The organism is Staphylococcus sp. GDX7P312P (assembly GCF_008385775.1).
In the GTDB taxonomy this organism is placed as follows: domain Bacteria; phylum Bacillota; class Bacilli; order Staphylococcales; family Staphylococcaceae; genus Staphylococcus; species Staphylococcus haemolyticus.
On sequence record NZ_VUKI01000006.1, the window covers coordinates 39,674 to 63,686 of the forward strand.

21 protein-coding genes are annotated in these 24,013 nt (G+C 33.3%); 10 read left to right on the forward strand and 11 right to left on the reverse strand.

All coding sequences use genetic code 11. The features are described from left to right. Positions 1-108 precede the first annotated feature (108 nt). Entirely contained in the window at positions 109-2,259 is a 2,151-nt protein-coding gene (locus F1592_RS03380; RefSeq protein WP_149809672.1) for an amidase domain-containing protein, read from the forward strand. A gap of 79 nt (positions 2,260-2,338) precedes the next feature. On the opposite strand, the gene F1592_RS03385 is transcribed toward F1592_RS03380, so the two are convergent. From F1592_RS03385 to F1592_RS03395, 3 genes are all read right to left on the reverse strand, one after another. After that, entirely contained in the window at positions 2,339-3,913 is a 1,575-nt protein-coding gene (locus F1592_RS03385; RefSeq protein WP_016930623.1) for a YfcC family protein, read from the reverse strand. Positions 3,914-4,278: 365 nt separating this feature from the next. Beyond that, the gene (locus F1592_RS03390; protein WP_149809671.1) at positions 4,279-6,372 is read right to left on the reverse strand and encodes a hypothetical protein; all 2,094 of its coding nucleotides are present in this window, start codon (positions 6,370-6,372) and stop codon (positions 4,279-4,281) included. Between the two features lie 116 nt (positions 6,373-6,488). Then, positions 6,489-7,100 carry a metallophosphoesterase gene (locus tag F1592_RS03395; protein WP_016930621.1) on the reverse strand — a complete coding sequence of 204 codons (612 nt, stop codon included), beginning with the start codon at positions 7,098-7,100 and terminating at the stop codon, positions 6,489-6,491. Positions 7,101-7,251: 151 nt separating this feature from the next. On the opposite strand from F1592_RS03395, the gene F1592_RS03400 reads away from it, so the two are divergent. From F1592_RS03400 to F1592_RS03415, 4 genes are all read left to right on the forward strand, one after another. Continuing rightward, positions 7,252-8,124 (forward strand): LysR family transcriptional regulator, encoded by an 873-nt coding sequence (locus F1592_RS03400; protein ID WP_149809670.1) that lies wholly within the window; start codon positions 7,252-7,254, stop codon positions 8,122-8,124. A gap of 798 nt (positions 8,125-8,922) precedes the next feature. Beyond that, positions 8,923-11,604 carry an MMPL family transporter gene (locus F1592_RS03405; RefSeq protein WP_053016280.1) on the forward strand — a complete coding sequence of 894 codons (2,682 nt, stop codon included), beginning with the start codon at positions 8,923-8,925 and terminating at the stop codon, positions 11,602-11,604. Positions 11,605-11,627: 23 nt separating this feature from the next. Further along, positions 11,628-12,572 (forward strand): glycine betaine ABC transporter substrate-binding protein, encoded by a 945-nt coding sequence (locus tag F1592_RS03410; protein WP_107637283.1) that lies wholly within the window; start codon positions 11,628-11,630, stop codon positions 12,570-12,572. Positions 12,573-12,914: 342 nt separating this feature from the next. Further along, positions 12,915-13,484, forward strand: a complete 570-nt coding sequence (locus F1592_RS03415) for a TetR/AcrR family transcriptional regulator (protein ID WP_038812901.1) — start codon at positions 12,915-12,917, stop codon at positions 13,482-13,484. 40 nt (positions 13,485-13,524) lie between these two features. On the opposite strand, the gene F1592_RS13585 is transcribed toward F1592_RS03415, so the two are convergent. The 4 genes from F1592_RS13585 to F1592_RS03430 form a co-directional block, all read right to left on the reverse strand. Beyond that, on the reverse strand, positions 13,525-13,698 hold the full coding sequence (locus tag F1592_RS13585) for a hypothetical protein (protein WP_188294673.1): 174 nt from the start codon (positions 13,696-13,698) through the stop codon (positions 13,525-13,527). 27 nt (positions 13,699-13,725) lie between these two features. Continuing rightward, entirely contained in the window at positions 13,726-14,418 is a 693-nt protein-coding gene (locus F1592_RS03420) for a type 1 glutamine amidotransferase domain-containing protein (RefSeq protein WP_053016278.1), read from the reverse strand. Positions 14,419-14,438: 20 nt separating this feature from the next. Further along, the gene (locus tag F1592_RS03425; RefSeq protein ID WP_188294671.1) at positions 14,439-15,440 is read right to left on the reverse strand and encodes an NADP-dependent oxidoreductase; all 1,002 of its coding nucleotides are present in this window, start codon (positions 15,438-15,440) and stop codon (positions 14,439-14,441) included. A gap of 293 nt (positions 15,441-15,733) precedes the next feature. Beyond that, a complete protein-coding gene (locus tag F1592_RS03430) occupies positions 15,734-16,912 on the reverse strand; it encodes an MFS transporter (RefSeq protein ID WP_188294672.1) in 1,179 nt (392 codons plus the stop codon). Positions 16,913-17,145: 233 nt separating this feature from the next. Here F1592_RS03430 and F1592_RS03435 point away from each other — a divergent pair, with 233 nt between their 5' ends. Next, complete coding sequence (locus F1592_RS03435; RefSeq protein ID WP_053016275.1) at positions 17,146-18,198, forward strand: LLM class flavin-dependent oxidoreductase; 1,053 nt, start codon at positions 17,146-17,148, stop codon at positions 18,196-18,198. An 18-nt stretch (positions 18,199-18,216) separates the two neighbouring features. Then, complete coding sequence (locus F1592_RS03440; protein ID WP_037558368.1) at positions 18,217-18,576, forward strand: DoxX family protein; 360 nt, start codon at positions 18,217-18,219, stop codon at positions 18,574-18,576. Positions 18,577-18,768: 192 nt separating this feature from the next. Here the strand turns inward: F1592_RS03440 and F1592_RS03445 are convergent, their stop codons facing one another. The 4 genes from F1592_RS03445 to F1592_RS03460 form a co-directional block, all read right to left on the reverse strand. After that, positions 18,769-19,608 carry an SDR family oxidoreductase gene (locus F1592_RS03445; RefSeq protein WP_053016274.1) on the reverse strand — a complete coding sequence of 280 codons (840 nt, stop codon included), beginning with the start codon at positions 19,606-19,608 and terminating at the stop codon, positions 18,769-18,771. Positions 19,609-19,749: 141 nt separating this feature from the next. After that, positions 19,750-20,226 carry a peptide-methionine (S)-S-oxide reductase gene (locus F1592_RS03450; RefSeq protein ID WP_053016273.1) on the reverse strand — a complete coding sequence of 159 codons (477 nt, stop codon included), beginning with the start codon at positions 20,224-20,226 and terminating at the stop codon, positions 19,750-19,752. 74 nt (positions 20,227-20,300) lie between these two features. Then, positions 20,301-20,657: a membrane protein gene (locus F1592_RS03455; protein WP_011274669.1), complete on the reverse strand. Its 357-nt coding sequence runs from the start codon at positions 20,655-20,657 to the stop codon at positions 20,301-20,303. 14 nt (positions 20,658-20,671) lie between these two features. Continuing rightward, positions 20,672-21,670 (reverse strand): DUF4352 domain-containing protein, encoded by a 999-nt coding sequence (locus F1592_RS03460; RefSeq protein WP_223197207.1) that lies wholly within the window; start codon positions 21,668-21,670, stop codon positions 20,672-20,674. A 252-nt stretch (positions 21,671-21,922) separates the two neighbouring features. On the opposite strand from F1592_RS03460, the gene F1592_RS03465 reads away from it, so the two are divergent. Genes F1592_RS03465 through F1592_RS03475 form a run of 3 tightly spaced genes read left to right on the forward strand, consistent with a single transcriptional unit; the run spans position 21,923 to position 23,806 of the window. Next, positions 21,923-22,114, forward strand: a complete 192-nt coding sequence (locus F1592_RS03465; RefSeq protein WP_053016272.1) for a hypothetical protein — start codon at positions 21,923-21,925, stop codon at positions 22,112-22,114. A 21-nt stretch (positions 22,115-22,135) separates the two neighbouring features. Further along, the gene (locus F1592_RS03470) at positions 22,136-22,792 is read left to right on the forward strand and encodes a response regulator transcription factor (protein WP_053016271.1); all 657 of its coding nucleotides are present in this window, start codon (positions 22,136-22,138) and stop codon (positions 22,790-22,792) included. Positions 22,793-22,795: 3 nt separating this feature from the next. Continuing rightward, the gene (locus tag F1592_RS03475) at positions 22,796-23,806 is read left to right on the forward strand and encodes a sensor histidine kinase (RefSeq protein ID WP_053016270.1); all 1,011 of its coding nucleotides are present in this window, start codon (positions 22,796-22,798) and stop codon (positions 23,804-23,806) included. The last annotated feature ends 207 nt before the right edge of the window (positions 23,807-24,013 follow it).

Here is a 24,013-nt window from a genome sequence, read left to right on the forward strand (position 1 = left end):
GTAATAATTAGTTGATACTTATCAACTAAAAATCATAATAAATATTATATCAAATTCTGATATATTCGCATACCACCATAGTTAATTTGATAGGAGGAAAAGAGCGTAATGTCGAAGCATAAATTCATGATTTACTTTTTAACAACAACGCTAGTATTGCCAACATTTACGACTAGCATTGCACATGCTGAAGACACAAACGAAGATGCTAAGGTGAAATCATCTAGCACACAAGAAGAACAGACTGAACATAATAAAGATGCAAATGACAATAATACTAATGAAGCATCTCAACCAGACGATACTCAGTCCGATAACACATCTTCTGAAGCACCTACTAAGGAAGATTCGAAGAACAAGATAAAACGAGAAAAGTCTAAGACATCAGAGGAGAAAGATGATGACAACACAAGCGTATCTCGCAGTCATCAAAAGCGTTATAAAGATACAAATAGCACTTACCGTACACCCCTTTCTCCAATCTTTGATGCAACACATTCTAGTGGTTTACCTGCTTCTAACTTTTTAAATCCTGATTTATATCAAAATGGATTTAGCCTAACTCATTTAATTGCATCATTATTTAATTTCGATAGTGATATTTCAGATTATGAGCAACCCACAAGCGCTAGTGAAACAGCTGATGACACGCACTTTACAAATGAGCAAGATAGTGATGCACAAGACCAAGTTCAAACAGAACATAGCGCTTCATCTTCTGACATAACGGATCGCGACAAAAATGACATAAAGCAAAGTAGTGAGCAAGCTAACCAATCAGATAAGACTTCACAACAAGATGAGACAGATACAAATCAACAATCAACTGCCAATCAAGATAAGGACGATGCAAGTGTTAGTAAAGCGTTAGATGCCATTGATGATTTCGTCTCAGATGAAACAGATGATGATAAAGATAACCAAGGAAGTAATAATACAGATGACACTGATCATCAATCAAATAATGACGACACAAGCACCGACTCAAACAATGATTCTAGTAAAACATCATCTTCTATTAGTAATAGTCTGTCTGAATCTGCCTTAGACACTGTGCTCGATAAATATAGTGAAGATGCTAAAAAGACGCATCAAGATTTCGAATCATCTAAAAAGGATAACGCATCAGACACATCTAAAGATGAAAAATCAAAAGAGAGCACTAATAAAGCAAGTAACCCTCAGTTGCCAACTAAGAAGGAGCTTGAACATAAAACTACACCTGCACAGTCATTTGAAGATGACTTTAAGCAAAATAATACGCGTTCAACTAGTCTGTTCCAAACATTACCTCAACTTAACGGTAGTGACGTAACGGATGGCGATATAACAGTTGTTGAAAATAAAGGTACGCGTGACTTTATTAAGTCTATCGCTAAAGATGCACATAAGATTGGTCAAGACAAAGATCTTTATGCCTCAGTTATGATTGCTCAAGCTATTCTTGAATCTAGTTCAGGAAACAGTACCTTAGCACAAGCACCTAATTATAATTTATTTGGTATTAAAGGTAGTTATAAAGGACAATCTGTAAACTTTAATACGCTAGAAGCTGGTAGTGACAACAGTATGTTTAGTATTAATGCTGGGTTCCGTAAATATCCAAGTACTAAAGCATCATTGGAAGATTATGCTGATTTAATTAAAAATGGTATCGACGGTAATCCAACAATTTATAAACCTACTTGGAAGCATGAAGCTATAGATTATCGTGACGCGACACAACATTTAAGCCGTACGTATGCTACAGACCCTAACTATGCTACTAAATTAAATAGCTTAATCAAGCACTATCACTTAACTGATTTTGATAAGAAAAAAATGCCAGATTTAGATCGCTATGCTAAACAAACATCTAGTGGAGAAGATGCTTCAGGTAGTGAGTTTAAATCATTTGAAATCACAGATTTATCTTCACCTTATCCTCAAGGTCAATGTACATGGTATGTATACGAACGTGTTCAACAATTTGGTAAGAAAGTAGGTAGCGACTGGGGAGATGCCCATAACTGGGATAACCGTGCAGAAAGTGATAACTATGATGTCAATCAAACACCGTCTACACATAGCGCAGTCGTCTTTGAAGCAGGACAAGCTGGTGCGCATGATATATATGGTCATGTTGCCTTTGTTGAAAAGGTAAATAAAGATGGTTCTATCGTCATCTCAGAATCTAATGTCAAAGGTTTAGGCATTGTGTCATATCGTACAATTGATGCTAGCACAGCTGAAGCCTTACACTATATTCAGCCTAAATAATGCTGATGTGAGTTAAATAAGATAACATATAAAAAGGTGGTGCACCCGATTTGGGTGAACCACCTTTTTAATTCATCTATTATGAATAAATTAATACTTGAGTGATAAGCATGCCACCACCGAAGATGAATACGAAGGCAACGACTGGCCATACGAATTTCAACCAGTGAGAGTACTTCATGTCTAACATTTGTAATGTTGCCATTATCAATCCTGTTGGTGCTAAGAATAACATTGCATATTGACCAAATTGATATGCTGTTACGATAACAAATCTAGGAATACCTACTGTATCAGCAAGTGGTGCAAAGATTGGCATTGCAAGCACTGCTAAACCAGAAGATGATGGAATAATGAAGCCTAGGAAGAAGAAGATAATCAACAATATTACAATGAAGATTGGTCCACTTACACCTTGTACAAGTGATGAACTGAAGTTCAAGATTGTATCTGAGATTAATCCATCATTCATAATCATATTGATACCACGTGCCAAACCAATGATTAGTGATACCCCTACCAAACTTGATGCACCTTCTACAAATGCATCGACGACCACTTTCTCGCCAAGTCCATCTTTACCTAATGCTACCATTAACATGATTACAATTGTAAATGCTAGGAACATTGAGGCCATGATTGGGAACCACCAACCTTGTGTCATAACGCCCCACACCATGATTGGGAATGGTAAGATGAATAAAATTAAAATGATTTTTTTGCGTAGTGTAAATGGTTTTTCTCCGCCATCATCGTTAATAACTGACCATTGATTTTCAAATTTAGTTTTATCTTCATATGTGTAAGATGCTTTAGGATCTTTTTTAATTTTTTTAGCGTACCAGTATAAATAACCTACTGTGAATATTGTTGCCACAATTAAGCCAACAATTCTCCAATATAAACCATCTACGAATGTTGTACCTGCTGCATTTGATGCGATAACAACTGAGAATGGGTTAACTGTTGAGAATGTACTACCTACAGAACTTGCTAGGAAGATTGCCCCAACACAGATAATTGAGTCATATCCCATGGCGATAAAGATAGGTACGAGTATTGGATAAAATGCTACCGCTTCTTCTTCAATACCACAAAGCGTACCACCTAGTACCATTAATACTGATACCATGAATACAAGTAAAAATTCATGACCTTTAGTTTTTTTAGTAAGTGCTAAAAGTCCTGATTCAAATGAACCACTCTTTTGTACAACACCAATGAGTCCACCTAATACTAAAATAAATACCATTACATCGACTGCTTCAATTGTACCGTTAACCATGCTTGATGTAATTTGATCTGGTCCAGCAGGTTTTTGTTCTAATCGTTCGTATGTTCCAGGAATTGAGATAGGTTTATTGATGGCACCTGATTTAAATTGGTCTACATCAATTTTTACACCTAATTTATCTAATTGTTCTTGTGTTCCAGGGACTGTTTTTGATTTATTATGAGCATCGACAATTTTAAATTCATGAGCACCGCCATCATAAGATAACTTAGAGTATGCACCAGCCGGTATCATCCACGTTGCCATAACAGCTATTACAGTTAAAATAAATAAAATTGTAAATGCGCCAGGCATCTTAAGCGAGAATCGTTTTTTCCGTCCTTTGCTAGTGCTATTAGTAACTTCGTTAGTGTGTGTCATGCTTTTCAACCCCTTCAAGTATTTTTTTATCTATGAAAATGCTATACACATTTAAAACGTATACTTTATGAAAATTTGTTAATTAAGCAACTTTGTGAAAAATTTCTCAATTTCTTTTTCCACTATTAGTGTATGTCTAATGCACTTTACAATCAATATGAATATTAAATAAAGTGTAAATATTTTTGAGTATTCCATAATTATTTCACATAACTTTACCAATAATTTCTCAAAATTCACTTGTTATTTTCAGGAAATTGTGCAAGCGCTTTCTTAACCGATGTTGAGCCTCTTTTCCAAAAAAATAAGCGTAGATAACATAAGTAAGTAATGATTACTCAGTTATCCACGCTTTAAGTTTGTATTTAATGTTTTGTGTTTTGTTGTTTACGACGACCTAACCCTATTAATATGCCTCCAGCAACCACTAATAACACTGTTACTGGTAGCCATGACTTTTTAACTACTTCTCCAGTATTTGGTAAAGATAGATTCCCCTCATCATCAAATAAGCCACTTAAAAATCCATCATCATTGCCTAATTGTCCCAATGATAATCCTTGTACAGGATTAGGAATATCTTCAATATTGTCTAACAGACTTCCTCCTGAATTAAGGCCATCTAATAGACCACTACCAGTTAGTCCATCTAATAAATGAGGCCCTTGATTAAGAAGATTAGAACTTGATGTACTACCATTAATGCGATCAAATAGTGAAGGTCTATTGGTAATAGGATCTAAGATATAACTCAAATTATTTTTTGCAGTGTCGAGTTTATTTTGCAACTGTAATAAATCACCAGCTGTACCGTTTAATGCATTTTTCACTAAATCTAACGCATCAGCTTTATCCGTTTGAGCTCTAGCAATAAGATCTGCCAACGCCTTCGCTTGTGTTTGATTTAACTTCGTAGCTAATAACGTTTCGATGGTTTGCTTATGGTCTGATGATTTATCAAGTATGTCTTTAAGAATATCATCAGCTGTTATTTTTTGATTTGCGTTAATTTTTTGCTTCACTTGATTTACTAATTCTGAGCTAGATAAGTTCTCTTTAGCAAGCTGTTTAGCTATTTGTGATGCCTCATTATTTCCTAAACGTGTTGAAAGCAATGTTTTGATTAAGGCCTCTTTATCAGGCGCTTGATCAAACATGGATGCCAAAATATCATCACTTGTTGTCGTTTTGAGGTTGTCGATATGTTTCATCATTTGATCTGTTATTTGCTTATCTGACTGACCGATAGTTTTAATCTGCTTGGCTATCTTTTGAGCTTCGTTCTTACTAAAGACACTTCCTAAGATTTGTTCGACTGTTGCTTGCTTATTTGAAGATTGTTCTAAGCGGCCGCTTATTTCATCTCGGTTCGCTTTAACATTTTGTCGAACAATTTTAATATCTTTTTCAACATTTTGCTTTTGCTCATTAGTCAAATTGTTGTTTTGCTTTACTTGTTGTTCTAACTGTCTCAATTGCTCAAGTTTATGGTCACTATAACGTTTCGATGTGTTATCTTGTTGATTTTCAACTTTTGTAATGGCTTGGTCAATTTTTTGATTAGCAGATAATTTGTCAGTTAATGCATCAACATGACCCTCTTTTGAATTAATCTTGTTTGACTTATGGCTGACATCATCTTTATCTATCTGTTTGATACCATTTAGAATACTTTTATCTGATGCAGTATTAGTATTATCTTTTGAATGCGATTTTGTTGAATTGTCATCTTGAATGGATGAGTCAGTTTGATCTCGAATATCTTCTACAGATGAATGTGCACTTTCTTTAGTTGATTCTATGTCATTTTTAACATTATCCATTTCATCCAATATTGAGGTATCATCATTTTTATCATTTATTTGATTCTTATTGTTTTGAGAAGATGCTGATTGTCCACTACTTATTTGGCTATTTTCATTATTATTTGTGGAATCTTGTTCCGACTTCATATCTCCATTTTGTTGATGGGTGTCAACCTTTTCAGATAAAGAATCTAAATCGGCTATTACTTTATCTAGTTCATCTAGCTTATTTTCTTCATTCGTTGATGATTGCTTAGCAGTTGAGAGTGAAGATTCATTTGAAGTGCTTGCTTTTTCACCAGTTTCTTTAGTCCTTTCCTCATTTGATATACGGTCTTCTTCCTGTGCATCCCTTAAAATTTGATCAATTTCAGACTGATTACGTGCATCTTCAATATCTTCTTTATAACTCTTAATATCAGTGGCTTGTAGGTACTTCAAACGGTCAATTTTTGCTTTCGCTTTATCTATCGCTTTATCAAGTTTATTTTGAACAGATGTCATTTCACTTGAAACGTTGTCAATGCGGTCATTTGATTGTGCAAATCCATCTTTGGTAAATCCATAACCCACTAATGTTCCACTCATTAACAACACTGAACATGACACTTTTAAATACGAATTAAATTTAGAATGTTGTCTAAGCTTCTTCACGCATGTCACCCTTTTTATTAATATTCCACTTCATTATATAACATTTAATTTAAAACTTATACTTCTGTTTTTTGAAAATTAATCAAAGGTTCCAAACATTGACCAGTCTTAGATTTTTATAATTTTATACGTTTAGTGTTGATTTTTTTAGTATCTGTAACCTTAACAGAGTATTGGTACGCATTAGTTAAATCTATAAGAGATAAGAATTTATTATGACCAGCACCTGTATCAATATCTAGTATATTTTTCTTTTTATATAATTCATCATTTTTTAACCCATAGCGATAATTTGGAATATGTCCATGTATCAAATATTTATTTTTAGGGATGTTTCTATTTAAATTATGGTTATAATGACCAGTAGTATATTCCTTAATCTGTTTATTTAAAGGCTTAGACGTATCTATACCAGCATGCGCAAATATGTAATTATCAATGACCTCGATTGTCGACAATTCTCTTAAAAATTTGTGCCAGCGTTTGATTTTTTTATCTTTACTTTCTAACCAACGCATCTCATGATTGCCAGCCAAGGCAAGTGCACCTCGACGTTTTAAGCGTTTCACTAATTTCAAAGTCCCAAATGAATCGGGTCCATTATTAACATAATCTCCCATTAAAACGAGTTGATCTTTTCTCACATTAAAATTAACTGCCTTTAAAAGAGTGACGAGTGCCTTCCGATGACCGTGAATATCAGAAACCACAAGTATCCTTTCTTTCATACTTCCTTCTCTCCTAACCTACGACTTATTGCATATTAATATAAAACCACTGTTTAACTAACTTTAAACAAATTATTAACGTGTCCTCAAAATTCTTTATTTATTATAGAAAATAGTATAAACAAAATATATATTTTGGGGAAATCAATTTATGAATACAAAGCAATTACTCATCTTTAAACATTTCGTTGAAGCACAAAACGAAAACGCCGTCGCTGAAAAACTTGGTATCACACAACCAACGGTAACTTTTCATTTGAAAAACTTAAGCAAAGAATGTGGATTACCTCTGTATTTCAAAAAAGGTAAACATTTCAACCTCACTGAAGCCGGTGAATTACTCTATCGGAATGCGAATAAAATGCTTAATTTAATAGAAGAAACAACAGATATGATGGAAGATTTCAAACAATCTAAACGAGGAACTTTAAGAATTGGTGCGAGTCATGCTCCGATCTATAGCATTTTATCATCAACATTTAAAAACTATATGCATGAACATCCGAATATAGATATTAACTTAACAGTAGATACTGCGCCAATTATTATCGAGAAAGTTAAAAACCGTAAGATTGATATTGCTGTCATAGCTGAAAAAGGGTTTAACGAGGGGGAACTACAAGTTAAACGTCTTCATGAGAATCCATTAGTGCTTGCTATGGACAAACGTCACCCACTTGCTCAAAAAGATCATCTTACTTTAGAAGATATTAGTAGTTACCGTTTTATCATTCATAATAGCGGAGCAACTCGAGACAGTATAGACGAATGGCGTAAAAAGAACTTTATCAACTTAGACGTTCACATGGAAACCAATAGTATTAGTAGTATCCTTACAACAATAAAAGATTCAAATTATTTAAGTTTAGTCAGTGAAAATGCTATAAGTCATCATTCAAGCATTATTAGTAAGACTTTGCCTAATGCCCCAACCACAAGTTACATCTCACTCATATACCGTAATGATAGACATCTCACTTCTATTATCCAAGATTTCATCACATTAATATATAACACTAAATAGTTCCTGCAAATTTGAGCAATCACGTTGATTAAATATTTATTAACATGATTGCTCTTTAATACTATCCGACCTTCTACAGTTGCTTTCTGTTTCTTTTCTCAAAATAATTCAAATACGTATAGTTTGAAAAGTCAGTTTATTATTACCTTTATAAAATATTAAGAATGTATAAATTTTGTTAATAAACATTCCAAAAAGTTATAACAATTTTACAATATATTAATAAATCGCTATAAAAAATACGCTTACATAATATAATAGATTTGAAAGAAAGATATACATATTAATCAATTTGCTATTTGTACTTTTTTGATTAGGAGGTACGGTTAATGCTCGTTCTTTCCATCATTTTATTACTTTTAGGTCTAATTTTAATCGGTATTAGTAGATTTGTTGCATACCAACGTGACATTGACCTCAGAGAAAAAATTTACATTCCTGGCGTAATTTTTGTCTTAATAGGCGCATTACTTCTCCTGTTTTATTTAATAAACTAACTACATCGCAAGTCTACATACCAAATTATTTTCAGGTATACCATCATCACGAGGTTACCTGTTTTCTTATATATCCCCTTAATACACGCTATTTTCACCAACAATTTTTCCAAAGTGTTGCATTTTCCAACGACGTAAAACTTTTAATGGTACCGAACATGGGTATAACTTGTTACATTATCAAATGTAACATTTTAAATATGCTTAATTTGAGGTATCGATTTAATGTAATTGCTCACAAAACATCAACACACTACCCATACTTTAAGCGATATAAATTAATGAAATAGGGGGAAATGTCTTGGCAAAGCTATTATACAAACTAGGAAAATTTATAGCTAAGAACAAATGGCTAAGTGTTATAGGATGGCTTGTTATACTAGGTGTCATTATCACGCCATTAATGATAAACTCACCGAAGTTTGACAGTGACATCACTATGAACGGCCTTAAGTCATTAGACACAAACGATAAAATCAGTAAAGAATTTCATCAGGACAGCGAGAAAGCCTCGATGAAAATAGTCTTCCATTCTAATAAGAATGATGGACTCAATAATAAAGATATGAAGAAAGATATTGAAGATGCTTTAGACAATATCAGACAAAATGATGATTATATCCAAAATATCTCTAATCCATATGACAGTGGTCAAGTTAATGATGAAGGCGATACTGCTATCGCTAACGTAAGTTATGTAGTTCCACAAACTGGATTAAAAGATTCTTCTAAACATATCATCGACAAAGAATTAAAAGATGTAACTGACAACCACAATGTGCAAATTGAAAAAACTCAAGGTGGCGCTATGAATGCTGAACCTGGTGGTACATCAGAAATTGTCGGTATCGTCGTAGCATTCGTAATCTTACTTATTACCTTTGGTTCACTTATCGCAGCTGGTATGCCAATTATTAGTGCAATCATCGGTTTAGGTTCAAGTGTTGGTATCATCGCATTATTAACGTATATCTTTGATATTCCAAACTTCACTCTTACACTAGCTGTAATGATAGGTTTAGCTGTTGGTATTGACTACTCACTCTTTATTCTATTTAGATTTAAGGAACTTAAGAAAAAAGGTGTCGATACTGTAGAAGCTATCGCAACAGCAGTGGGTACAGCAGGTAGTGCTGTAATATTCGCTGGTCTTACAGTTATGATTGCTGTTTGTGGTTTATCACTTGTAGGAATCGACTTCTTAGCGGTTATGGGATTCGCTTCAGCGATTAGTGTATTATTTGCAGTATTAGCAGCATTAACACTATTACCTGCCCTAATCAGTATCTTCCATAAAAGTATTAAAATTAAAGATAAACCATCTAAAAGTAAAGACCCTAAAGATCATCCTTGGGCAAAATTTATTGTTGGTAAGCCAGTTATCGCTGTTATTGTAAGTTTAATTATTTTAATTTTAGCTGCTATACCAGTCAGTGGCATGCGTTTAGGTATTCCAGATGATAGTTTAAAACCAACTGACTCATCAGAATACAAAGCATACAAATTAATCTCAGATAATTTTGGCGAAGGTTATAACGGACAAATTGTCATGTTAGTAAATACAAAAGATGGTGGAAGTAAAAGCACTATCGAACGTGACTTAAATAATATGCGTAGCGATTTAGAAGACATTGATAATGTTGATACAGTTTCAAAAGCACAACTAACTGACAACAACAATTACGCATTATTCACAATCATTCCTGAAAAAGGACCGAACTCACAGTCAACAGAAAATCTAGTATATGATTTACGTGATTATCATAGCCAAGCACAAGAAAAATATGACTATGGCACTGAAATTTCAGGACAAAGTGTTATTAACATCGATATGTCAGAAAAACTAAACAACGCTATTCCAGTATTTGCAGGCGTTATCGTTGTATTAGCATTCTTCTTATTAATGATTGTGTTCCGTTCAATCTTAGTTCCATTAAAAGCAGTACTAGGCTTTATCCTTTCATTAATGGCTACATTAGGTTTCACAACATTAGTCATTCAACATGGCTTTATGGGTAGCTTATTTGGTATTGAAAACACAGGACCATTACTTGCATTCCTTCCAGTAATCACCATTGGATTGTTATTCGGACTTGCCATCGACTACGAGCTCTTCTTAATGACACGTGTACACGAAGAATACAGTAAGACTGGCGACAATGATCATTCAATCCGTGTAGGTATCAAAGAAAGTGGACCTGTTATCGTAGCTGCTGCACTTATAATGTTCAGTGTATTCATCGCATTCGTCTTTCAAGATGACAGTGCAATTAAGTCAATGGGTATCGCACTAGGTTTCGGTGTGTTATTCGACGCATTCGTCGTACGTATGACTTTAATTCCAGCATTGACGAAACTCTTTGGTAAAGCTTCATGGTACCTTCCTAAATGGTTAGGTGCAGTATTGCCAAACGTTGACGTTGAAGGTAAAGCTTTAGAAGAAGATAATCATCACGACACATCTTCTGAAAAAGGTCATGTCAACGATAAAAATAATGAATACTCTAGACAAAACAAAGATAACTATGTTTATCAAAATGACAAACGTAACCACAATCGTAATTATAATGACGAAGATTATAACCGTTCTGTGCATTTAGATAATCATCATGACCAGCATAATCGCCAACATCACTATGATAATCAACGTGATGATATAGACTATGAATCACTTTATACTCAAGATGGCGACCATACTCATCATGATGAACGTAATTATAATGATCGACACTATCAAGACAATTACGATAAAAACGATGATTATCGTCATAACAATCATGTTCAACAAAATGATAACCATAATTATCATGATTCAAATTTCGATAAAACAACAAACTTATACAAAGAATTAACTGATAGCAATATTGATCAAGATGTATTATTCAAAGCATTAATGTTATACGCTCGTGAAAACAACAAAGGTGTTTACGATAGATATAACCGATCATCTCAACATCGTCATGATGACGAACTTAGAGACTAATATTAAAAAGGAGGAAACACGTTATGTTAAAACGACGTAGTTCGAAATTCTTAGGACTACTAGCCACACTTGCCTTAGCTATAGTGCTAAGTGCTTGTGGTAATAGTGGTAGCGGTAGTGGTTCATCAGACGATAGTCAAACATCACTTGGTAATAAAGAAATCGAAATACCTTATATCGCGAGTGATAATTCAACACCACGTTCACTAGTTATAGCAGAAGTATTGAAAAAAGCAGGTTATGATGTAACAACTACACCAGTAACAGCAAGTGGCCCATTATACGCTGCTGTATCAGAGAACTCTGATTCATTCCATGCATCAGGTATCTTCCCTACTACTGATAAAAGTTACTACGATAAGTTCAAAAGTAAATTAACAATTTATGATGATAAACATTTAATTGATAACGCAAAAGTAGGTTTAGCCGTACCTAAGTACGTGCAAGATGTCGACTCAATTAGTGACTTAAAAAACAGTGACTTCGGAAAATCTGTAGATTGGACAATTCAAGGCACAGACGCACGTAATGGCGTTATGCAAGAAACTAAAGATGAGCTTGATAGTGACAACTTGGATAAATATAGCTTGAAAGAAAGTTCTGACCAAGACCAATTCAAGAAAATTCAATCTGCTTTTAAACAACAAGAACCTATCGTCTTCACAGCAATGGAACCTAGCTGGTTCTCTAAAGAATTAGACGTTAAAATGTTGAAAGATCCAGACAACATTTATGGTAATAATAATCAACACATTGACTTAGTATTTAACAAAGACTTTAAAGAAGCGCATCCAGCTGCATACACAATTGCAACACGTATGGCAGATGATTGGAGTAAATCTGACGAAGACAAATTAGCTAAAAAAATCTTTGTTGATAACAAAAATCCAGAACAAGTAGCTAAAGACTATGTGGATGATAATGATAATAAAGTAGATGAATGGTTAGAAGGTATTGAGAATAACTAATTGCATAGTTAAGAAAGACAAATAAAGCATATGCCGTTTGGTGTAGCATATTTAAAACTTATAATGCAAATTTACAGTAGCAAACCGAGTTGAGAAGGCGCTTAACTCTTCTCAACCGTAGCTATTATTGCGTGGGAGTGAAACTAAACTCAGTTTCGCTCCCACTTATTTATATCGCTCTTATAGTATTAAACGTTTCAAATAACTCATTTACTCTTTTTTTATAAGCAAAATTAAACGTGGTATCAGTTGTTATGTTTGGAAAAATCAACTTTATTGTGATAAATTACTCTTATTACGTCAGGCTATCTGACTAGATTAAATATATAGGAGAATCAGATAATGCCGTCAGCAAATCAAAAACGTATGATTAAACATATTCATGAAACAGTGTTTATACTTTTACATGACTATCATTTTGATGAAATCACGGTTCAAAAAATATGTGATATTGCAGAAATCAACCGCAGTACGTTCTACAGATACTTCCAAGATAAATATGAATTACTCTACACTTTACCTGACTTTATTACACAACAAATTATAGCTAAAGGTGACACATCAGCAGACATTACAACCCCTGAATCATTTGAAGACTTTATTTATTACATTGGTAATAATAAAAAGATTTTCAAACATTTATTAGTTTCGTCTCGACAGGCGGATGTGTTTAGAAGTTTAACGAATGTGAGTCGCGAAATGATGTTAAATAACTCAACTCGTAAGCGTGACCCATTAGCGCAAAAGATTAGAGAAAGTAAACATCCTGAAATTGTAGCTGATTTTTACAGTAGTGGCGTAATAGAAGTACTACGACGTTGGGTAGAAAATGACTATAACTATACTGTTGAAGAAGTGTTTGAAACATTAAATAATGTGCTTGAAACGTCATTATATTGTTATGATAAATAAAAGCAATCTCACATAAATTAAGAGTGAGATTGCTTTTTTGTCATTTGCGTTTTTTAGCGTCTACTGTTTTATAAACCATAAAAATACTATTAGCTACGATTAATAGTGCCAGAATGACCATTGGCCAAGTACCTACATTACTAATATTAAATATAATAAGCACTATCATTAAAACAAGATTTAATGCATTTGAAATCATTAATGATTTATCCACTGAAATCACCTCTTATTATGTTATAACCTAATCTATTAAATTTAATTGTTTTTTTACTTCTTCGGCAACTAATTTAGGTGACTGTGGATTTTGTCCTGTAATTAATCGACCATCAACTTGTACATATGGCGTAAATGGTAGTCGTCGGAATGAATAATGCGCACCACGTTTTTTTATTTCATTCTGTAAATGAAACGGTACTAATGTGTCACGGTTGGCTAATACTTCTTCTACGTTAGAAAAGCCTGTGATGTCTTTATCTTTAATTAAATATTCTCCACTGCTATTCTTTGCGTTGAGTAGTGCTGCAATACCATGACACACTGCTGAAACGATGCCACCTTTATTGTATATCGTTTCGATAGCGTTTTGTACGGCACTATTTTCCGGGAAATCAAACATCACACCATGCCCGCCTGTGAAGTATATGACGTCATAGTCTTCTACAAGGGCTTCAGATATTGGTTGTGCATAGCGCAATTGATTCATAAAGTCATTATCTTTATAATATGCTTTTGTTACTTTGTCTAACATAAATGGAGATAAACTAACTGGATCTATTGGTGTATTCCCACCAGTCATGTTATAAATATCAATATTTACATCCTCATTTTTGAATTGATTGTAAAAGTGGACAAGTTCTCCTAACCACAGCCCAGTTGGTTTACTATTATCACCAAAATAATCTGCACTTGTGTTCACTATCATAATATTTTTCATAAATTTAACACCCACCCTTCTTAATTATTCATTTTAATAATAATCTTACCTTTAGCACGACCACTCGTTGAATAATCTAACGCAGCCTGAGTGTCTTTAAAATCAAACACTTTATCAATAATTGATTTGATCTTGCCTTCTTCGATTAATTGACTAATTTCTTTTAATTGAGTGCCACTTGGATGCATAAATAAAAAGTCATAATTGACGTTAAACTGTTGGGCACGTCGTCTTAATTTATAAGAAGCAACGCGTAATAACGCTTCTTTACCAATATTTAGATTTAAATCTCTAGCATTTTTATCTGTTGGAACACCAGACACTGATGCAATTGTGCCACCTGGTTTCAAGATTTCGAATGATTTTTCTAAGTTATCTCCACCTAATGTATCGAAGACACCATCATAATCATTAAGTTCTTGTGCGAAGTCTTGTTCTTTATAATTAATAAATTGATCTGCACCGAGTGACTCGATAAGTGCTTTACCACGATGACTTCCTGTAGTAGCAACATATAGTCCCATAGCTTTTGCTAATTGAATCGCAAATGAGCCGACACCACCTGATCCCGCCTGAATAAATACTTTATCATCACGCTGTAATTGCATGACTTCATTAAGGGCTTGGTATGATGTTAAACCGACTAATGGAATACTGGCTGCTTCTTCAAAAGATAAGTTTTTAGGCATCGGTGCTATTTCTGACGCATCAATTGAAATATAGTCTGCAAAAGTACCAATTTTAGTTTTACGTGGTCGACCATAGACTTTATCACCGACCTGATACGCTGTAACATTAGCACCCACTTCTGTGATAACACCTGAGAAATCGTTTCCTAGAATTAATGGAAATTCATATTTCAACAGTATTTTAAGTCCGCCATCTCTAATTTTAAAATCAATTGGATTAACGCTTGCCGCTTTAATTTGAACACGAACCTCGTTAGGATTCATGTTTGGTAAAGGCATACGTGTTTCTTGTACTGGGTAATCACCATATTGATGTACAACCATTGCGCGCATATCCGTTTTCATAGGCACTTCTCCTTTATCTCTATTTGAATTGTTATCCATTATAGTACGGTTGATAGTTGTTTACTAATAATCTGATTAAACAAAAAAGAGTGGAATAGAATTCATTCAGAATTCATTATTCCACTCTGTCTTGCATAGCTTGTAAAATCTATTTTGAGATTTTATATGTTAGATTCCTTCCCGCAAGGATAACTAAAATTTAGAAAAGATTGATATAAGCGACTTGATAGCTCAGGCAGTTACTATAACTTTGCAAAGCAGACTAATAATAGACGCGTTCGTTATCTTACTTCATTCTTCCTACGTGGCATGCATAATGCAATCATAATAGCGATAATACCAATCACAGCTATAATGTTAAATTTTACTGTGAAACTTGAAATCGTATTTAGGACAATGCTTAGAATAGGTGCAATCGCAGTACCTAAGAATAAAACAAATGTGTTTACTGATAAGAAGAACCCTTGGTTACCTCGAACAGTTAAGCCTACTTTAGAAATTGTTGATGGAATTGCGAAGGCGATACCACTTACAAACAGCACACTCCAAATAATTAGTAACACGATGTTTGTTGTTACAGACATTAAGATAAGTGCTACTGTGCTCACAACTAATGCACTTAAAATAAGATTTTTAACACCTATACGATCACTGATTCGTCCTGCAATTAGAGACAACAACATACCAATAATACCAAACAGTTTAGCATTAATCGCAGTTGTTTCATCCTCACCAATGGTATCTGAAGTGACGTAATGATTAAACACTGTATACATACTAATAAACATCGTCAACAATGTGAGCGACACCCCATAGCATAAGAGCACGGCTTTATTCGTTTTAAAATCACTAAAATTATTAAAGAATTTAAGTAATTGAATGTTGGGATTCTTCACTGGACTTTCAGGAATTTGTCTATGAATAACGAAAGCTAAGATGATATATAGCACCGTTAAAGTGAAATAAACCATATGCCAATTTGAAAAACCTACTATGATCTCACTTAAATTTTGACCAATAATCCCTGATAACATGAAACTCGTACTAATGAAACTAATCGCAGTCATACTTTTAACCGGTGAATAAGTTTCTGTCACGTATGTGATAGATATTGGTGAAAAGGCAGCAGCAAATATACCTTGTATCGCTCTTAAAACGACCAGTATCGCGAAAGAATGTACAAAACCTATAACCATACAAATCATTACAAGCCCACAAATTCCAAATAATATGGTGCGAATTCTCCCATATTTTTCTGAAATAGTCCCATAAAACAAACAACTTACTGAATATGTAACGGAAAATGCAACACCATTTAAAGTTGCAATTGATTGTGGAATTTTGAAGTCTTTAGCAAACTCTGCAGTTAATGGAATTGCCGTATATAAACTGCTCATTACTATAATTCCTGCAATAAAGAATATGGTTGTTATTTTGTTGTAATTCATTGTTTTTTGGATAGACATTTGCTTCTCCCTTCTTTCTATTTTCTACAACATTTCTATTATGACACTTTCACTTATTTTTCAAAAGACTACTTGAAATTGACAAAATACTTTTAAAGTTCTTTCATTTAAAAATCACATATTCGCTTTTTAAAATAAAAATCTCTAATTCGAAACATTTCTATTGACTAATCCTAAAATAAGGACTACAATTCTAGTATAAAATTTATACCAATGGAGGTGACGTGTTGAAAATAGAATTAGGATTGACTTCATTTGCAGATAATGGTGATATGGTTATGCCTGATGGTACACAAGCTGCTGTTTCAAATGCTCAGAGAATTCGCGATATTGTAGAAGAAATTGAACTAGCTGATCAATTAGGATTAGATATATATGGATTAGGTGAACATCATCGTCCTGATTATGCTGTATCAGATCCAGTGACCGTACTTGCTGCTGCAGCATCACGTACTGAGCATATTAAATTGTCATCTGCAGTAACTGTGTTATCATCAGATGACCCAGTACGTGTGTATCAACGATATGCGACATTAGACGCCGTATCTAATGGACGTGCTGAAATTATGATTGGACGAGGGTCATTCATCGAATCTTTCCCATTATTCGGTTATAATTTAAATGACTACGAAGACTTATTTAATGAAAAGTTGCAATTATTACTAAAAATCAACGAACATGAAGTTGTAAGTTGGGATGGTAAATTACGTCTAAGTTTCGACCCAACAGGTATTTATCCACGTGTCGAACATGGTAAGTTACCTATTTCCATTGCAACTGGTGGTACACCTGAATCATCATTAAGAGCAGGTGCCTTTGGGTTACCAATAACGTATGCGATTATTGGTGGTAATCCTAGACGATTTACACGCAATATTGAGATTTATAAATCTGTCGCAGAATCTTACGGTCATAATCCAGAGGAATTATCCGTATCGGTACACTCATGGGGGTACATCGCTGAAACAGACGAGGACGCTAGGAAAGAATTCTTCCCTTCTTTAAAAGCACACCATGATATTTTAGGTCGTGAACGTGGATGGCCTAGCTTTGACGAGAATATGTTTGAAAGAGAAGTAGGAAGTCAAGGCGCAATCTATCTGGGTAGTCCTGAGACGGTTGCCCAAAAAATTATTGAAACTGTTGAAACGTTAGGTCTTAACCGTTTTATGATTCATACACCTGTAGGTTCAATGCCTCACGAGTATGTAATGAAATCAATCCGTCTATTTGGCGAACGCGTTAAACCTATTGTTGATAAATACTTTGAAAATAAATAAAAAGGAGATTTTTAAATTATGATTTTACGTTATGCTGCAAACTTAAAACTTGCTAAAGAATTATATAGCTCTGCTAAACCAAAATTAAAAGGTGATCAAGGTATGATCGATACATTCCAAAATGTATTCGGTTTACCAGAAAGTTCAGTTAAATTAGCTGGTACTGTAGAAGCTGCTGCCGCTGCTTTTTATGCTGCTAGTTTCTTAAACAAAAACTTATCTCGTTTAGGTTCAATTGCTACTTTCGGTGTATTAGGCGTTGCTGCTTACAAACACTTTGAAGCTGGACATGGTAAAGAAGGCGCTCAACACGCTTTAGACTTATTAGGTTTAGCTGCATTAAGCTTTGCTGATACTTTCGATTGCGATAACAAATAATATCGTTAAACTTTATAATGTAAGAGTAGAGCCTGGGACATAAATAATATGATGATGCTATTTTGCAAATTCGCAGTAGCTGACTAAACTGAAAATGCGCTTAAATCAAGCTTTTTTCAGTTCTAGTCATCCTTGCGGGGGTGGGACGACGAATTTAAAAAGAATTCTGTCCCACTCCCTATTTTTTATTGTTCACTTTTTTAAAAATTCTGGGAAAGTTTGTGGTTTATCATGCACTAGTTGTTCAAAATCATTTGAATGTTGATCAAGTAACCCTCTTGCACCTGCTTCGTACATTGATGCAAGCAATGCACCAAACCCTTTAGGTTCATCATACATTTCTGAAAATTTTTCCAAAGAAACGGGACTATATTCAATCTTAGAACCTGCTGCTTCAGACAAGATTGCTGCTAATTCTGTCATAGAATAACTATAGCCAGATAGTAAGTATCTGTGCCCAAATTTATCTGGTTGTTGTAATAATGCTACGATACCTCTAGCAATATCATCTCTAGAAATATAATTAATACGACCATCACCCGCCGGATAAATGAGTTTCTGCATATCTGCAAGTTCTGGTAAATAAGGTTTTAATGGATCCATATACATCGCCATTCTGACATAAGTATATTTAAGACCACTGGATGCAAGTAAACGTTCAGCATAGCCAAAGTATGGACTCATGTGGAAAGGATTATTATGTTGATCTGCATAGTATCCAATAAACATAATGTGTACGACATGCGCTTTATGAGCTGCACTAACTAAATTCTCCACTTCAGGGAGTCGTTTAAATGACGGATGAATAATGCTCGGAATAAATATAACCGTATCAATACCTTTGAATGCACGAACCATACTTTCCTCATTAAAATAATCTAATTCTCTAACGCCTACTTTATCTTTCCAGTGTGATGGCATTTTATCTGGATTACGTATCCCAATATTAAAATCAGGCACCTGTTCTTTAATTGCATGTTCAGTGATATGTGACCCAAGATGCCCCGTTGCACCTGTCAGTATAATTGTCATTACTATCTCTTCTTTCTTTTATAATTAAATTATCTTCTATAGTACTGTATTGCCCAATTTTGTCTGGATATGCGTATTCATAATGACATTGTTTCGAACTAACCTACACAAAATAGTGATTATTGTAACAGCTCATATTTTTCAAAGATATTTTTTCAACATTTCAAGCGTAACATGACAGTATGAGATATCTTCTGGATGTTTATCGAGTCTGTCTTGATGTTCCTCAGAACTTGCAACGTAATTATTTAAAGGTAACACTTCTACGGCAATTCGCTCTTTATCAGGTCGTTTTGAGATGAAGTCGCGTGCTTCTTCAAGATGCTTCTGTTCATCACTATAAATACCTGTACGATATTTGGGTCCTTCATCAACGCCTTGTTTGTTAATACTATATGGATCTATAATCTCAAAAAGATAATTCATTAAGTCAGTAATTGATGTCTGCATAGGGTCGAATGACGTTTTGACACATTCTGCATAACCGTCATATTTGTCACTAAGTGTTTCAGATATTCCATTTGCACGTCCCGCTTCAGTCGATAAGACACCTGGTAATGTTTTTATAAACGCTTGAACACCCCATAAACATCCACCTGCAATGTACACAGTTTCCATCTCTAACAACTCATTTCAATTTATAATTAAAAAAATAGAAGGACTTTGTCATAGTTTCCTTCTATTCTATCAAATTATTTCCTAACTAATGCGATAATCCCAGCAACGAGGATTAAAATACCTGATAAATAACCAAAAAATCCTAATAAATATATATGAATTATTGCAGCAACAATAAGTATAATACCAATTAAGACACGTCTTTTATTAATTAAACAGCTTAATGTTAAAGTTATTGCTGATAAAATAATAGAGCTCGTTGCCACAATAGTCATTAATCCAACAAGTTCTGAACCATAACTTTTGTCATAGTTTGTTAGAATTAGCGCAATCAATCCACCAATAATTCCAAATATACTTCCTGTTATTCCAAGAATCATTTCAATAATTCTGTTAGTTGGCTTAGGTTCATTCATATAATTATGTTCCATTGTTGTCTCCTTCTCTACGCTGCGTCATCTTCAGAAGATGTATCTTCTGTATCTTCTGTTCCACTGTCTAATGATGGATCATCAGAACCAGGACCATTTGAATTGTCATCAGATTCAGATGCTTCATTTTCAGCTTCTTCTGCTTGTTGTTGTTCATATTCTTCTTGAGCCAATTGGTCTTCATAATCTTGCATTGCTTTTTCATATTCTTTTTCCGCTTTAGCATTTTCTTTCTCATACAATGCCTCTACACGAGCTTCTAATTGATCATACTCAATTTCTAACACATCTTTAGATACATGGTTCATCTTTTCACCATCAGTGAGTGAATTATATTCATCTACTAAAGCATTATACATATAAGCAGGGTATGTCACGCCCACGTCCGCTTGATCAGAATCATCATTTTCTTTTTTACTAGAAGATGTTGTATCTGATTCGTCCTCAACATCTGTAGTTGAGCTAGCCGAAGTATCAATAGTGCCATTTGAATTCTTAATTTCTGATTTATTAATAATCCATTGTGCCCTAACTTTGTTGAAATTAGGTATGGTATCTAATTCTAAAGTATATTGATCACTATCCGGTACATCATAAGTAATGTAGCCTGATGCAGTGTTATGCTGATTTAATTGGTGGCTAAATCCTTCATGCATATCTTCACTACCATACCATTCTTCATAATTCTCGTTATTTACTTTCATACTGAAATCAGTATTATCCATTAAAACTTGATCATCGTTATTATTTCTAAACTTTATGTATACTCTCAAGGCTTTGCCATTTACAGGCGCACTATATTCATCATAGTTATCTACGAATTCTGCTTTAACTACTTTAATATCTACACCGTCAGCATCCACGACTTGACCTATTTTAAATTTTTTCATTTTGTCTGTAGCTTTAGCCTTGTTATTGGCTTCTTCACCTTCTGCTTTATCTTTGTTGTCACTGAAGGAACATCCTCCTAAAAATACTAAAAATATAATACTTATAAAAAATAATCTTTTCATATTAGCCTCCTCATCTTTTTTTGTAAATTGAAAAGATATTATTTACATATATTATTTTATATTTTAAAACTTAAAAAGCAATATATTTTTTATATTTGATTTAAATTTTTTAGTAACATTAATAATTAATTGATATCCCATCCTTTCAAACTCTTTTATATGAATTTAAGAAGATAATACGAATTATTCATAACTTTTTCAGAATTAGTTTTTAAACTGGAATTACAAAATCAGATAAAGGAGTGCATATGAATGACTGGTATCATATCATCTGTATTATTACTCATTTCAATGGGGAGTTTAGCAATAGCTTTTTTAACAGGAATATACGAAATACTTTCATGGTTAAGAGATAAAGATTATTCTCCTAAATTTAAAATTCCCGTATTGTTCTTTGGTTTATACGTGCTATTCTATATACCAACATTTATATTAATTAATTAATAAAACATGGAGGTGAAATATATGGAGGGGTTTCATATTTTATTAGTAGAAGACGATGAAACCATCGCTAAAAATTTAAAACAAATATTACAACAAAAAGGTGCACAGGTGACATTAGATAGAACTGGAGATAGCGTTTTTAACGTATTGAATGACGTTCATATCATTATTATGGATATTATGTTACCCAATAATGATGGTTTGTCTATCACTGATGAAATAAGAAGCATTTCTACTATACCTATTATTTATTTATCAGCAAGAGTTGATATCGATTCTAAAGTTAAAGGTTTGAATAATGGCGATGATTACCTTACCAAACCTTTCAATCCGAGAGAACTTATTTCTAGAATTAATAATCTTTTAACTATCCATTATGCTGATAAAGAGGCTCAATTTTATGAGTTTATAGTTAATGCTAAAGACAAGATAATCAAATCTAATGATGGAAACCAATTATCTTTAACTAAAACGGAACGTCGATTATTTTTCTATATGTATGAAAATAGAGATTTGATTTTAACTAAGGATCAAATTATTGATTACGTTTGGCAATTTGAATCCGCTTCTGAAAATACTTTGAACGCTTATGTAAAAAAATTAAGAACTAAGTTATTAGATTCTGGAACAATTATTGAGACTATTTATGGTATTGGTTATAGATTAAATGGGGGCTAATTTATGAGACTATTAAAAAAATACTATATGTTCATGGGATTGGGTTTATTATCGATACCTCTAGTTTTTTTAGCTATCAATAGCATGATACTACTATGTATTCTATTTATTGAAAAAGTCTTGGGTTATCCAATCGGTTTAAATTTTAAATCCAGTGGTCTTACAATAATTTTTTATATCTTTTTCTTCTTAATTCTAATTACTTTAGTTATTATTGCTTCACGCTATGTATATAAAATTGTGGATCGTTTACGTTTACTTAATGATAAATTATTAGACATTGCTAATAGTGATAAATTACCTAATAAATTAGACATACCTACTCATATAAATGACGAAATTGATGAAGTTGGCCAATCTATAAATATCTTAATAGACAGACTAAGATATAGAGAGTTAGAAATTATCGAAAACAAAAAGCAAGAACAAAATTACATTAATCAACTTGCCCATGATATTAATACGCCTCTAACTGCATTAAATTTAGAGTTATACCAACTCGGATTTCAATACCAAATTAATGATAATGATATAGAATTATCTTATGAAAAGATAAACTATATTTCTAATTTAATTAAGGCATTACCTAACAAAGATGATATTTCTAAATTTTATACGTTTAACCACCAAGTTGATATACAAGCATGTATAAACACAACAATTGATAAATGGCACTATCTATTAGATTCAAAGAACATACTAACCATTCTAAATGTTGAAGGTAACCGTATTTATTGGCTTGGTGACCAATTATGGTATGAGCGCTTATTCGATAACATTATTTCTAATGTTTATAAACATTCTAATTCATCTCGTATTACCATTTATCTAAATGAGAATTATATTACTATTCAGGATAATGGCATTGGCTTTAATGATATGTCTACTAAATCTAAAGGGTTAACTATTATTAAAGATATTTGCGAAAGATTCTCTTTAGAATTAAATATTAAATCTGATTCTAACGGTACTATAATCACTATTGAAAACAACAGAGAGCAACTATTTATATAAATCATTTATTTGTTAAAACTAGATATACTTTCTTAAAAATTGTTTTAAATTAAAACCACATAAAAAACGTAAGCGTTCACATTCTTACGTAAGTAGTTCTAATGATTAAAATCATAGAGCTGCTATAGAGACTGCCCCCAGGAACGCGAAGCAGCTTATGTGAGTAATCATCTATCTAAGAACGCCTTTACAAAACAAAAAAGCTTT

Coding starts and splice junctions, on each gene's coding strand:
- F1592_RS03380 (WP_149809672.1), top strand. CDS start 109: ATGTCGAAGCATAAATTCATGATTTACTTTTTAACAACAACGCTAGTA.
- F1592_RS03385 (WP_016930623.1), bottom strand. CDS start 3,913: ATGACACACACTAACGAAGTTACTAATAGCACTAGCAAAGGACGGAAA.
- F1592_RS03395 (WP_016930621.1), bottom strand. CDS start 7,100: ATGAAAGAAAGGATACTTGTGGTTTCTGATATTCACGGTCATCGGAAG.
- F1592_RS03400 (WP_149809670.1), top strand. CDS start 7,252: ATGAATACAAAGCAATTACTCATCTTTAAACATTTCGTTGAAGCACAA.
- F1592_RS03410 (WP_107637283.1), top strand. CDS start 11,628: ATGTTAAAACGACGTAGTTCGAAATTCTTAGGACTACTAGCCACACTT.
- F1592_RS03415 (WP_038812901.1), top strand. CDS start 12,915: ATGCCGTCAGCAAATCAAAAACGTATGATTAAACATATTCATGAAACA.
- F1592_RS03420 (WP_053016278.1), bottom strand. CDS start 14,418: ATGAAAAATATTATGATAGTGAACACAAGTGCAGATTATTTTGGTGAT.
- F1592_RS03425 (WP_188294671.1), bottom strand. CDS start 15,440: ATGCGCGCAATGGTTGTACATCAATATGGTGATTACCCAGTACAAGAA.
- F1592_RS03440 (WP_037558368.1), top strand. CDS start 18,217: ATGATTTTACGTTATGCTGCAAACTTAAAACTTGCTAAAGAATTATAT.
- F1592_RS03445 (WP_053016274.1), bottom strand. CDS start 19,608: ATGACAATTATACTGACAGGTGCAACGGGGCATCTTGGGTCACATATC.
- F1592_RS03450 (WP_053016273.1), bottom strand. CDS start 20,226: ATGGAAACTGTGTACATTGCAGGTGGATGTTTATGGGGTGTTCAAGCG.
- F1592_RS03455 (WP_011274669.1), bottom strand. CDS start 20,657: ATGGAACATAATTATATGAATGAACCTAAGCCAACTAACAGAATTATT.
- F1592_RS03460 (WP_223197207.1), bottom strand. CDS start 21,670: ATGAAAAGATTATTTTTTATAAGTATTATATTTTTAGTATTTTTAGGA.
- F1592_RS03465 (WP_053016272.1), top strand. CDS start 21,923: ATGACTGGTATCATATCATCTGTATTATTACTCATTTCAATGGGGAGT.
- F1592_RS03470 (WP_053016271.1), top strand. CDS start 22,136: ATGGAGGGGTTTCATATTTTATTAGTAGAAGACGATGAAACCATCGCT.
- F1592_RS03475 (WP_053016270.1), top strand. CDS start 22,796: ATGAGACTATTAAAAAAATACTATATGTTCATGGGATTGGGTTTATTA.